This window comes from Cellvibrio sp. pealriver (assembly GCF_001183545.1).
GTDB lineage: Bacteria > Pseudomonadota > Gammaproteobacteria > Pseudomonadales > Cellvibrionaceae > Cellvibrio.
Window position 1 is genome coordinate 2579278 of record NZ_KQ236688.1, and the last position, 13875, is coordinate 2593152.

Here is a 13875-nt window from a genome sequence, read left to right on the forward strand (position 1 = left end):
GGTATACGAGCAATCACCTGCGCGGTTTCTTTTTATATTCCCGCTTATATTCCCGCTTATATTCCCACATGACAACGTTGCCATATATATCACCCGCCAATTGCTCTGGCAATCGGTGATATGACTAAAAGATGACGGATACGCAAATTTTTTATTTCATTAGAATAAAAAATTTGCGTATCGGGAGAAAAACAGAGGGGATATATGATTGGGAAATAAAGGATATTTTACGCGCCACGCGATGCCGTGCTGGCACGCTGGCGAACAGCTTCAAACAAGCATACACCCGTAGCCACAGACACATTCAAACTACTGACTGTTCCCGCCATGGGAATGTTCATCAGATGATCGCAAGTGTCTTGCGTAAGGCGGCGCAAACCATCGCCCTCCGCACCCATCAAAATACCGATCGGGCCGGTCAGGTTGGATTGATAAATAGATTGCGTCGCCTCACCTGCTGCACCAAATAACCAAATACCCTGCTCCTGCAATTTTTTCAGGGTGCGCGCCAAATTGGTCACCGGCACAAACGGCAGTACTTCCGCAGCACCGCAGGCGACTTTGCGCGCGACAGGTGTCAAACCAGTAGATTTATCTTTGGGTGCGATGACCGCATGCACGCCCGCCGCCTCTGCCGAGCGCATGCAGGCACCCAGGTTATGCGGGTCAGTTACGCCATCGAGGATCAACAAAAAAGCAGGCTCGCGCAGGTTTTCCAAAAACTGGAACAACCAGGTTTCATCGTAAGTTTCACCGGGCGTACAGATCGCAATAACACCCTGATGGTTTTCATCACTGACCATATCATCAAGCTTGTTGCGCCCGACTTGCTGGCAGTGAATGCCATTTATTTCGGCGGCATTAACAATTTTTTGCAGCCGCTGGTCATTGCGCCCCTGCAGCAGATAAATCTCAATTACCCGCTGGGGCGCACTTTTCAATAACGCCTGCACCGCATGCAGGCCATAAATAATTTCACGTTTCAAAACAATTTCCCGCTATAAATTTAACGCTCGGAGATGCGCGTTTCACGCTCGCGGATCTGCCGGTCTTTCACGATATAAATTTCACGATCCAGTCGCTCATCCAACACAAAGCTTTCACTCTGCAACCAAAGATTAATCCTTTGCCTTAGCCTTAACCACCGGTCTCTTAGCAGGAGTTTTCTTGGTGTCAGCGACAACCTTGCTTTTAGTTGTTTTCGACGCAGGCGATTGAACTGTTGTTGGCGATGCCTTGTTTGCAACTTTCGCAGTTTTACGGCCATGATCAACCTCACTTCCGGATTTCTTACTCACTACTTTGGTACTGGCAGATTTTGCTGTTGCAGCTCCAACCGCCGGTTTTTTCGCAGCGGCTTTTTTGCTTGCCGCCGCTTTACCGGTGTTGGGTGCAACTGCAGAAGCGGCCGGTTTATTGGCCACTTTTTGCACCTGCGTTTTCTTGCCAGGTGCTTTTGGAGCCGCTGTTTTAGCAGTTGTTTTTTTGGAGTTTACTTTTTTGGAGTCGGCTTTTTTAGGTTCTACTTTTTTAGGCTCGACTTTTTTAGGCTCTGGTTTCGCAATATCTGTTTGCTTGACAGCTACTTGTTTAATGTCAGCACTCTTAACATCTGCTTTTTGTTTAACGTTTGTTTTTTTGGCCGTTGCTGATTTTGCGACTGACTTTTTGGTCGCGGTTTGTTTTGTTGATGCCGCTTTGGTAATTGATTTTTTCGTGGCCGGTTTAGTCGCAGTTGTGCTTGCCGTTATTGCCGGGGCCGTTTTCGTTTTTACTCCCGCACGCTTGGCAACTTTGGGTTTGACGGCCGATTTTGGACGGCGTACAGCACTGGCAGATTCCAATTCAAAATCGATTTTGCGGTTATCCAAATCCACACGTACAACGCGCACCACCAGTTCATCACCCAAACCAAATACCTTGCGTGTGCGCTCGCCCACCAAGCGCTGCTGCGCGGGTTCAAAGCGATAATAATCATGCGGCAAAGAGGTAATATGGATTAAACCTTCAATATACAGCTCATTCAATTCCACGAATAAACCAAAGCTGGTAACAGCACTGACGTGGCCGTCGTATACGGCACCCACTTGGTCGCGCAGATATTCGCACTTGAGCCAACTCACAACATCGCGAGTGGCTTCGTCGGCGCGGCGCTCGGTGCGTGAACACTGCTCGCCAAATACCAACATATCGCTGGGCGAATAAGGATAAATAAATTTTTTCGGAATCGCTTTTGCGCTGTCAACGCGGCGCACATGGGTGCTCGGCTCAGTGCTGCGCACAATCGAGCGAATGGCGCGATGCACCAGCAAATCAGGATAGCGACGGATCGGTGAAGTAAAGTGCGTATACGCCTCATACCCCAACCCAAAGTGACCGTGGTTTTCCACTTGATACATCGCCTGGCGCAAACTGCGCAGCATCACGGTCTGGATTAAATGCGCATCGCTGCGCCCCTGGATCATTTGCAACAATTGTTGGTAGTCACCGGGCGTTGGTTTATCGCCCCCGGCAAGCCCCAACCCTAATTCAGAGAGATACGCGCGCAGGTTAGTGAGCTTGGCCTCGGTTGGACCTTCATGCACACGGAATAAGCCGACGAGATTGTGCTTCTCAATAAATTTCGCTGCGCACACGTTTGCGCAGAGCATGCACTCTTCAATTAATTTATGCGCGTCGTTGCGCTTGATGGGAACAATGCGTTCAATTTTACGATCTTCATTAAATTGGATGCGTGTTTCCGTCGTTTCAAAATCAATTGCACCGCGCTCATCGCGCGCTTTGCGCAAACATTCATACAATTTATGCAGCAACTCCAACTGCGGAACCACTGCTTTGTATTCTTCGCGCAGTGCGTTGCGTGCATCACCTTCACCAGTAAGTATTTCACCCACTTTGGTGTAGGTGAGGCGCGCGTGGGAATGCATCACGCCTTCATAAAATTGATAACCGGTGATGCGCCCTGCATCGCTGATATTCATCTCACATACCATGCACAAACGATCTACATGAGGGTTGAGTGAACACAGGCCGTTGGATAATGCCTCGGGCAACATGGGCACTACATAATCGGGGAAATACACGGAGTTTCCACGCGCACGCGCTTCCAAATCCAAAGCGCTGTCGATCTGCACGTAATGCGATACATCGGCAATCGCCACATACAAACGCCAACCGCCCTTGCGGCGCTCGCACAACACCGCATCATCAAAATCGCGCGCGTCTTCGCCATCAATCGTGACAAAGGGAAGATGGCGCACATCCACGCGGTGCAATTTATCTTTCTCCTGCACCTCGTGGGATAACAGCGCAGCCTCAGCCAACACGGCATCTGGCCAGATACTCGGAATACCATGGGCTTGAATCGCTAATTCGATTTCCATGCCCGGTGCCATGTGGTCGCCCAGCACCTGAATGACACGCCCAGTCGGCAGGCGGTTTTTGTCCGGCTGCTGGGTAATTTCCGCGACCACAATTTGCCCGTGTTTGGCACCACCATAGGAGCCAAACGGAATCATGATGTCATGGGTAATACGCGGATTTTCCGGACGCACAAATTGCACGCCCTCTTCATTAAAAAAACGCCCCGCCAATTGCGTGGTATTGCGGATCAGCACATCAACAATCGCGCCTTCTTCCTTACCGCGATATTGCTCACCCGAAAGCCGCACCAGCACCTCATCGCCATCAAACACCTTGCGCATCTGGCGATTGTGCAAATAAATATCTTCGCCACCATCGGCGCGAATCACAAAACCATAGCCATCGCGATGCCCTTGCACCCGCCCGCGCACCACATCAATTTTATCCAGCCGCACGTAAGCATCGCGCCGGTTGCTAATCAGCTGGCCGTCGCGCGCCATCGCAATCAAGCGGCGGCGCAGGGCTTCAATTTGGTCTTCTCCGGTGAGTTTGAGCATGACGCACATCTGCTCATGGGTAACCGGCTGGTCGGAGCTATCAAGAAGGTCGAGGATGTACTCGCGGCTGGGAATGGGGTTTTCGTATTTTTCGGCTTCGCGCGATGCGAATGGGTCTTTGGAGGGCGATTTACGTTTGCTCAATTGGGCATCCTATGATCAATTTGGCGAATTCCGAACGATCCGGAGGGTATAAAAGGATTATAGGGCAGCAATCATGACAAACCTACAAATAAAACCATAAACCCTGTTGACAGCCCACAGGGTGATATTTATAGTGCGCGGCCTCAGCTGCTTATGCACTGGGAATGCCCAGATGGTGAAATTGGTAGACACGCCAGCTTCAGGTGTTGGTGACGCAAGTCGTGGAGGTTCAAGTCCTCTTCTGGGCACCAAACATGAAAGCCCCGCTATGAAAATAGCGGGGCTTTTTGTTTTGGGCTGCATAATAAAAACGCCAAACAGCCAGAACACAATAATCGCACGCATGCCAGCTTCAAAGTGACACACATAGCAGCAATAATTCCCACCTCCGTATGCGTAAATGGATCACACACTATGCCCAGCTATTGGATTAAAGCCCTGATAACCCTATCGAGCTTGTCGTTATCCGCTGCTATTCATGCGCAGACGTTATTCGCAACACCGCAGGATTTCACACTGAACCAATCCTGCAACGCGTATGACTCCATTAAAAAAGAAAGCAATCCTGTTTTATTACAAGCAGGCACCACCTATCTTTCTTTGGGTGAAAATAAAGCGGAAGCTGCTACCCATGCTTATCTTGACGTTAATGGAAAAAAGAAATGGGTAAAACTGACGTGTGGTTCATACGCAAATAGCAAACCTATGTTTAAAACGGCAACCAATACGCATCAAGCCAATTCACAAAACCAGCACAACTTAAATCGCTCAACGTGTTTGAAATTTTTCGATAACGAAACCAATCCGGTAAAAACCCGAACAGGGTTTAACGATGTTACGCCCCCTGCGCCGCCGCTGAACAAATTCGATAACGATGTTTTGGATTTCTGCGGAGCACCGGGCAATATCACTACGGCTCAGGGCTTCAAGTCTCTGATGAGATCTAACTCCGACGTATTGAAAAGGTTATTTGTATTTACCGACGGAAAAATTTTTCAGGAAAAACCAAAACAAACTGACATCGACCACTATTTAAATGATCTTGCAGATGCCTGGTATTCACTGCATGGATTCGACCATATTTTTTGCGGTGAAAAAAGCGGGCGGAGCATTGGTGGATTGCATTTTCATGGACGCTACCAGCAGCTGGAACAAAACGGCGCAATATGCAGGATGAACAACTTCAGCAGCAATGAAGTGGCAGAAGGTACTGTGTATTCAATGGGCGTTGAAGTGACATTAGCGAATAACGAAGTATTAAGGCATTCAATAAAAGGCTACGGACTAACACTTAATGCAAGCGATATGCTGCTCAGTGCGACCAAAGCCTTCTCTGAAAATCACACCAGCAGCAATAAAAGTGCGCACTGTATTCTCGAATTAAATGACGGCACTGCAAATTACGATATGGTATTTGTCCGTCGCAACAATGGCATCAGAACATACTATCCAGATGCCACACCGGAGCAAAACAGACCTTGTGCTAAAAAAATTGTGCTTCCTAAATAGCAGGCGAGTCACCAGCCGCTGAAATCCTTAACCCATCGAGCATCCATTTGAATGCTTCGATCGCTTTATTAACAACGTCTTCGGGATTATCGCTGGCTGCAACCCAGAGCGCGGCGTTTAGCGCTGCGCCGTTTAACAGGCGTGCGGCGGCCTCGGCGTTTACCGGTTTAATGGTGCCCTCCTCAATCAGTTTATTGATGGTGCTGATGCTCATTTGAAGGCAGTTATTCTGGCTTGGCCATTGCGATGGATCACCGAGGACAGCAGGACCATCCAGCAGGACGATGCGCTGCACTTCAGGGTTAAGGGCCATACGGATGTACGCCTCACCTTCGGCAACCAGGCCGTCCCATAGGCTGTTGGCTTCGGCCGCCGAAGCGTGGGCATGGGATGCCATTTCTGTATCAATTTGATCCACCACCGCCATCAGCAACCCCTTCTTGTCACCAAAGGTGTGGTAGAGCGCGCCACGCGTGAGCCCTACGGATGCGGTGATGTCGTCCATTGAGGCTGCCGCATAACCTTTTTCTGCAAATGCCTTGCGCGCTGCCTGGATAAGCTTGTTGCGCGTCTCTTCAACTTTTTCAGCCCGCTTCATAAAACTGATAACTCCGGTTGCCTTTCTATTTACATACGCGCCGTATGTATTTATTATTAACATACGCAGCGTATGTTAATTGGATCGATCCAGCAACTCAACTTTTTACCTATCTACTTATTCATCTATTTACTGATTTATTTATCGATTTACCCATTTATCTATTTATTCATGAAGCCGATACACCCGCTTCATTAAAGAGGAATTGACTATGAACCATCGCAAAGCCATTTTTCCCGCAGAGCGCCACGCGCTTTATGAGCAACACCGTTATTCCGCCGCTATCCAATCCGGCGATTTGATTTTTGTGTCGGGGCAAGTAGGAAGCCGATCAGATGGCACTCCAGAGCCGGATTACGCGCGCCAGGTGCAACTGGCGTTTGATAATTTGAACGCGGTATTAAAAGCCGCCGGCTGTGGCTTTGAAGACGTAGTGGACATCACCAGCTTCCATACCGACCCAGAGGCACAATTTGAAACCTTTATGGCGGTGAGGGAGAAAAACATTGGTGAAGCACCCTACCCAAACTGGACAGCAATTGGCGTTAACTGGCTGGCGGGATTTGATGTAGAACTCAAAGCAATCGCGCGATTGCCGCACGCGAATTAAAAAATATCGCCTTCACCATAGCAGTGATGAAGGCGATTTATTACCTACAAACTACCTAAAGTAACTCACACCGCCGCGCTCCATTCAGACACACACAACAGGCTCCGCAACTTCCCCCTATTGGCTATCCCCACTGATGTCTTCGATATATACGTCACCATAAGTAACATAAAATGTAAACGGTTACCAATTAATCAATTACATTCTCAATAACAATTAAGATAATTTATGCGCCATAGAAAACAATTAAGCTATTGATTTTTATATATTAAATTTAAAAACAAGGAGTTTTATCGGATTTCTTATCGGACATTTAAGGGAAAATTTACAAATCCTCTCTTTTAAAATGTAATCGATTACAAATAATATTGCACAGGGGATCCAATTCGCCCCATCTGTGCCCCTCATTCATAAGCCCCAGTGCGCACCCGACAACCCTGTTGTTTCCGCACTCGGGAAAGGCACATCAAATACTTATAACCAGACTGGAATCTACTACATCGAGGTGACCCAATGCTCATTTTAAAAACTGTAAAGCGAATAACGCTTTTACTGTTCGCATCACTTTGCCTAAGCCTGTTGAGCGGCTGCGGAGGCGGATCAAAAATCAATAATGATGACGTGAACTATGTTCCCGAAACTCGTCCGTTAGGCATTATCGCCGGTGACAATGCCGAATATGAGAAAGGCCAAACCATTACCTTGTCTGGCCGCTTGGTAGGTACTGTTACAACCCAAACAGTAAAGTGGGAGCAAATTGGTGGTACGCCCATTTCCGGCGTTAGCGATTGGTCAACGCCCAATTTGACTTTCCCATCGCCCGATGTCGATGGATTGGAAACGTTTAAATTCCGTATTTCAGCACGCGATAGCGCGGGAAATATTATTAACGATGCAGACGGCAATCCGCTGGTTGATGAAATTGAAATTCTTGTTTACGACCCTTCGGTCATCATTACGCTTGAAGCAGAAGACGCTGCATTTTCAACACTGGCCGGTGGCGCAACTCTAGTTAGTAATGGCCCCAATTATATTTCCGGTGCATCGGGTTCCCACACCGCCGACATCACCCCCGGCGCAAAAGTGATTTACCAAATTCCGTCAGGCAGCACCGTAGGCGATAAAACCATTGGCGCAGGTTTTTATACGCTGTTTGTACGCTATGCAATTCCCGCTTCTTATGGCGGCAAACAAGCAGTAGTGAAAACAAATGGTGTTGATGCGAATGTGCCATTTCTCGCTACCAGCAGCTGGAACAACGCACGTGTCGATGTCATTAAAATTAATGAGGGTAGCAACAGCATTGAAATTGGCGGCGGTTGGAATTACTACCGTATCGATAGCATTTTATTAATTCCTGCCCCACAACCTGCAAAACCTTTAGCGGTTGCACCCAATTTGGTCAATGCCAATGCAACGGCTGCCACAAAAGATGTGATGGCATTTTTGGTCAGCAACTACGGTGCAAAAACACTGAGTGGCCAAACCGAATTTATGGATTACAACGATCTAGGCAATAAAACCGGCCTGCGCGATTTTAATAAAATCACTGAAATTACCGGCGGTTTGTCTCCTGCAATTGTGGCGTTCGATTTAATGGATTACTCCAGTTCGCGTATTGCCTGCGGTGCAGAACCCGGTGTTCTCAGCGAAGACATGATTAATGAACACAACACCAAAAATGTCATTCTTTCTCCGCTGTGGCATTGGAACTCACCCACTAAATTAAAAGACACCAACTGCAGCGGCAGTGGTAATACCGCTTGGTATTCAGGTTTTTACAGCACCGCCACGGATTTCAATTTAAAAACCGCTTTGGCGGATACCAACAGTGCTGATTATCAAGCGCTGATCTCCGATATGGATGACATAGCTGCAGAGCTGAAAAAATTTGCTGATGCCGATATTCCATTGCTGTGGCGGCCATTGCACGAAGCAGAAGGTGGTTGGTTTTGGTGGGGTGCATCGGATGCGCAATCGTTAACAACGCTGTGGAAAATCATGTATCAACGTTTTACCGATGTGCACCAATTAAACAATTTAATTTGGGTGTATACCGCAGCAGGTTCACTGAATGCAGATTGGTATCCGGGCGATGCTTACGTCGATATCGTTGGCTATGACGGTTACGACGGCAAAAATGCCGACAACCCATTCAAATCAGAATTCACTACATTAAAAGATCGTTTTGATGGCAAAAAATTAGTTGCGCTCACAGAAACCGGCACTATTCCTGATATCGCATTAATGCATCAACAAAACGCGTGGTGGGCTTTTTTTGTTACCTGGAATTCACAAGGCAGCAATGAATATGGCCCACTGAATGCCGATGCAGCTGAACTCAAAGCCAGTTACGAATTTGAAGGCACTCTTAATCTGGATGACGTTCCCGGTGGCCGCGCAAAAATAGAAGCGGGTTTGTACGACGGTTTTGAATTGCCGGTTGCAAGCTGGGGCGCACAAATTAACTGGGGCGATGTACCTGGTGCAGTAGCATCGAACAATTGGTCAGCACTTGGCGGACACGCATTATCAATCACTAAAAATTTAAGCCTTGTGAGTTCACCTACCGGTGTGGTGCTGCAAACCTATCCAGTTGGCGGCATTAATGTTGGCGATGCACAACAACTGACACTCGTTGCACATTCAGCAAATACTGGCGCAGGCACTACCGCAAAACTGTTTGTAAAACACGGTGACGATTGGGCGTGGGTAGATTCAGGTGCAGTGTCTACTGCAGGCGATGTCACCCTGACTCTGGATGTATCGGCATTGGATAAATTGCAGGGTATTGGTGTGCAGTTTGAAGGGTTTGATCCCGCCAGCACCAACGCCACCTTTGCAATCGATAAAGTCATGCTGGGTGATACCTTGCTCTATGACTTTGAGCCAGTCGTTGCACCATGGGAAGCGCAGGTAAATTGGTCAGCAACGCTGGGCGCAACTCTCTCGGGTAACTGGAGCAATACCGGCAAAAGATCCCTGGGCGTTATCAAAGATTTGAGTAAAGAAAATGCCCCCACCAGCGTTGTGCTGCAGGCTTATCCCACTGGCGGTATTGATGTATCCAACAAACAAACACTCACATTGGTTGCGCATGCAGCAAATGCCGGTGCAGGAACCACAGCAAAATTATTTGTGAAGCACGGCGCTGACTGGGTGTGGCTGGACTCAGGTTCGGTATCGGCAACGGGCAGTGCAACATTGCAAATTGATGTCTCTGCGCTCACCACATTGCAAGGTCTCGGTGTGCAATTTGAAGGCTTCGATAGCACCAGCACTGCTGCCGGTTTTTATATCGACACCGTCAAATTGGATAGCGATGTGATCTACGACTTTGAAGGCACTGGCAGCTGGGAATTCCAGAAAAACTGGTCGCCGGAAAGTGGCATTCATTTAGCAAGTGACTGGAGTAAATCCGGCGGCTTGTCCTTGGGCGGAACCACTCAACTGAAAGACGGCGACGACAACATCATCCTGCAAGTTTATCCCACCGGTGGCTTGTTGTTGGGCGATGTAACCAAACTGAAAATTTCCGTGCACGCCGTTAATACCGGCAACGCCACACAAGCGCAGCTATTCGCTAAAGATAAAAATTTCTCCTGGAAAGATGGCGGTGCTGTTGCGCTGGTTAATGGCAGCGCAGAGTTGACTCTGGACATTTCGGATATGGGCGGCGAGCTCAGTGGTTTGGGCGTGCGCTTCATGGGGCCGGTCAACAGTGCTACTGAGTCAAGCTATTACATCGACGATGTCAGCTTCGAATAACTGAATGATTAGCGCACGTGTAGCGCCCGCACCGGGCGCTACTTATCGACGTTGAATTTGGCTGCCCATAGCACGCAGCAAAAAAATTGAACGCCACCCAGCGAATTTACAAACAGGAACGAATTATGTTTTTCCCAAATACAAAACATTTATTTAAAAAAACAGCCTTTAAAAATAATCTGGTTTATCTGGGCGTTGCTCTGGCAACCTTGCACCCATACGGTATTGCCGTTGCACAAGAGTCAGCACAAAACGATGTTGAAGAAGTAGTTGTACTCGGGATGCGCAACTCGGTTATGCAATCGATAGACACCAAGCGCAATGCAAGCTCGGTGGTGGATGCGATTACTGCAACCGACATTGGTAAATTACCCGATGCGACCATCGCCGACTCACTGCAACGTGTTCCCGGTATTCAAATTACGCGCACCGGCGGCGAAGGAACCGGCGTCAATATCCGCGGCAACTCCAACATCACCACCACACTCAATGGCGAACAAATGTTGGCAGCGGGTTCTATTACTACCGTATCGCCTAATTTTGCTGACATCCCTTCCACCATGGTATCGGGCATTGAAGTTTTTAAATCTGCCGAAGCAAAAAATGTCGTCAGTGGTTTGGCGGGCACCATCAATTTGAAAACCAACCGTCCTTTTTTATTGGAAGATGGTTTTACTGCCGTTGGTAAAGTGGAAGTCATTCAAGGCGCACTGGGAGAAGAGACCGATGGTTCTTATTCCGGATTTTTTGGTTACAACAACGACGATAAATTCGGGGCATCGTTAAACCTTTCTTACGGTACCTCTTATCTGGCGGATTATTGGAATGGCTCACAGGGCGGCAACCCCGGCCGCTGGTCAGGTTGGCGCAACCTTGCCAGTGAAGAAACCGGTTATGTGGCCAACAATGTTGACGTTAACGGCGATGGCGATAGCAACGATGTGTATTACACCTTTGAAGGCCATCAAGCCGCCAACCGTTTTATTGACCGCGAAAGAACCGGTGTAAATGGTTCGATGCAATACCAGATCAACGATGCATTCCAACTGACTGGCGATGTGTTTTACACCAAGCTGGATGAGCATATTTATATGCAGGCATTTGTGGCCGAACAGTCATGGCAAAGTATTATCGGCTGGGCCACACCGGATGACGGCGCAACCGAGGCTTACGACAATATTGTGCATCGCAATGGTGAGGCAATTACCTTGCCGGGCAATCTGTACACCATGTCATCGGCGTTGTGGCAAACACGTTTAGCCAAAACCCAAAACCAAACTATCGCGACCGACAAAGAATCGACTAACACCAATATCGAATTGTCATTTGATAACGGTGGCCCACTGACCGGAAAATTGCGTTGGTTGCACGGCGAAGCAGTGGATGACCAAGCCAACAGCACTGTTGACTCAACACTCACCGACGGCTCGCAAATCAATGACAAATATCGCCCTGCAAATGGTGAAGAGTCATGGGCTAACCCCTGGGGCTACGGTAGTTTTAATGCACTGCTGCCGGATGGCACAGAAGTGGATGGCACCGCAATTCAAATTCCGATTCATATCGCCTACTCCGGCGGTAAACAACATTGGGGCTTGCCCGGTACGAATTTACCGATCACCAATCCGGATGGCACCACCACAACCGTCAATGAAACCTTCGGCAGCAATTTGAATCGTTACAGCCCCAAGTCAGCCAACTTGACCGGTACCTATTCAAATGCCGACATGGACATTGTCCGTTTGGATTCCAATTACGCATTCGCTGCACCGCTGCTAAATACCTTCACATCGGTTGATGTTGGTTTGCGTTACGGTGAACGCAATGTTGAAAAAAATGGTTGGATTGGCGGCTTGTTAAGAACCAACGAATACGGTGATGCATTTGTCGCGCGCTGGAAAGATACTGTTTCCCCTGCACCTGTGACTGGCGAGTCTTATGTCGATCCCATTTCATTCACTGATTTAAATGAACAGGGAATGATTAAAGGCATTAGCGATTTTTATGGCACCTCAGGCTTGGGCACGGTTTATTTCATTAACCCGAAAGCGATGGATAATCCGATTGCCTGGCATGAAAAAATGTACGGCCCACATATGTTAGTTGCAGATGCGGCCAACGTGTACGAAGTGCAAGATAAAACCAGTTCGTTCTATATCCAGGGCAATCTGGAAACAGAAGTGTTTGGTAAACCACTGCGCGGTAATTTGGGTTTGCGCTATATAGATACCGAATACACCATCACCCAAAGTGTTGCCGGTTCTGCGGCATCTACCGTGATCAACGGCGAAACCTATTTGCTTGGCCCGGGGATGGTTGCCTCAGTGGGCGAGTCAATTACCACCGTTAACAGCTACGATGAAATACTGCCTGCGATTAACTTGTCGATGGATTTAAACGATGAGCAAGTGTTGCGTTTTGCATTTACCAAAACCATCGGCACCCATGACACTGATTCTCTGGGCGGCGGGCTCAATGTCAACCGTACCAACTCCTGTAACATCACTCGTCCTAATGGCGGCCCCGTTGCCTGCGCCAACTCGGGCTCGCAAATCGGTAACCCTGCATTGTTGCCTAATTTGCAATACAACGCCGACCTGAGTTACGAGTGGTATTTAAATGACAGCAGTATGGTCAGCCTCGGTTTGTTTTGGGTTCAGGGTTTAACGCAAATTGAAAATACGCGAATTTATCGTTCGGACATTGCGGATGATGATGGCGTAGTGCGCGGCTACAATCCGGAAACCGGACAATTTACCGGTGTCGTGCCGATTGATTCGATTATCAGTTTCGATGAGAAAGGCGATGCAACACACGGGCTAGAGTTTGGTTACAAACAATCGCTCGATTTCCTGCCGGGATTCTGGAGTGGCCTTGGTGTAGATGCCAACTTCACTTACTCACCCAGTGAAGGTTCAGACCAGGATTACTACGGTAAGACCATGCCGGGAATCAATAACTCTGAGTATCAATCCAACTTTGCGCTCTGGTACGAGCAAAATGGTATTCAGGCCCGTATCGCTCATAACTACCGTAGCAAAATGTATGTTGGCCGCACATTGCAGGGCGATTATCAATTCGCCTATTTCCAAAAGCCGACCAACTATGTAGATGCATCGCTCAGTTATGAATTTATTGAAAACATGACTGTCGCACTGCAAGTCACCAACCTGACACAAGAACATCAGGAGTACTACAACCAGTGGGAGTCCAACGTTGATTCAGCGTTCTACAACGAGCGCCGTACCAGCTTGAGCCTGCAAGTGAAATATTGATTACCTGAGTGTTGTTTACCTGAGCATTGAGCGCAGGCACAGTTTGGATCT

7 protein-coding genes and 1 tRNA gene are annotated in these 13875 nt (G+C 48.2%); 5 read left to right on the plus strand and 3 right to left on the minus strand.

All coding sequences use genetic code 11. The annotated features are described in order from the left end of the window. Positions 1-227: 227 nt before the first annotated feature. Both rlmB and rnr read right to left on the minus strand, forming a co-directional pair. Positions 228-986 carry a 23S rRNA (guanosine(2251)-2'-O)-methyltransferase RlmB gene (rlmB, locus tag VC28_RS11210; protein ID WP_049630716.1) on the minus strand — a complete coding sequence of 253 codons (759 nt, stop codon included), beginning with the start codon at positions 984-986 and terminating at the stop codon, positions 228-230. Between the two features lie 132 nt (positions 987-1118). After that, a complete protein-coding gene (gene rnr, locus VC28_RS11215; RefSeq protein WP_049630717.1) occupies positions 1119-4064 on the minus strand; it encodes a ribonuclease R in 2946 nt (981 codons plus the stop codon). Positions 4065-4230: 166 nt separating this feature from the next. Between rnr and VC28_RS11220 the strand changes: the two genes are divergently transcribed. After that, positions 4231-4315, plus strand: a tRNA-Leu gene (locus tag VC28_RS11220). Between the two features lie 163 nt (positions 4316-4478). After that, positions 4479-5573, plus strand: coding sequence for an EndoU domain-containing protein (locus tag VC28_RS11225; RefSeq protein ID WP_049630718.1), 1095 nt, complete (start codon positions 4479-4481; stop codon positions 5571-5573). On the opposite strand, the gene VC28_RS11230 is transcribed toward VC28_RS11225, so the two are convergent. Beyond that, positions 5566-6171 (minus strand): TetR/AcrR family transcriptional regulator, encoded by a 606-nt coding sequence (locus VC28_RS11230; RefSeq protein ID WP_049630719.1) that lies wholly within the window; start codon positions 6169-6171, stop codon positions 5566-5568. The two genes, VC28_RS11225 and VC28_RS11230, sit on opposite strands and share 8 nt — an antisense overlap. Positions 6172-6382: 211 nt before the next feature. Here VC28_RS11230 and VC28_RS11235 point away from each other — a divergent pair, with 211 nt between their 5' ends. The 3 genes from VC28_RS11235 to VC28_RS11245 all read left to right on the plus strand — a co-directional run bounded on the left by VC28_RS11235 (position 6383) and on the right by VC28_RS11245 (position 13824). Continuing rightward, on the plus strand, positions 6383-6781 hold the full coding sequence (locus VC28_RS11235; protein ID WP_049630720.1) for a RidA family protein: 399 nt from the start codon (positions 6383-6385) through the stop codon (positions 6779-6781). Positions 6782-7294: 513 nt separating this feature from the next. Next, positions 7295-10549 (plus strand): glycosyl hydrolase, encoded by a 3255-nt coding sequence (locus VC28_RS11240; RefSeq protein WP_049630721.1) that lies wholly within the window; start codon positions 7295-7297, stop codon positions 10547-10549. Between the two features lie 125 nt (positions 10550-10674). Then, a complete protein-coding gene (locus tag VC28_RS11245) occupies positions 10675-13824 on the plus strand; it encodes a TonB-dependent receptor (RefSeq protein WP_049630722.1) in 3150 nt (1049 codons plus the stop codon). The last annotated feature ends 51 nt before the right edge of the window (positions 13825-13875 follow it).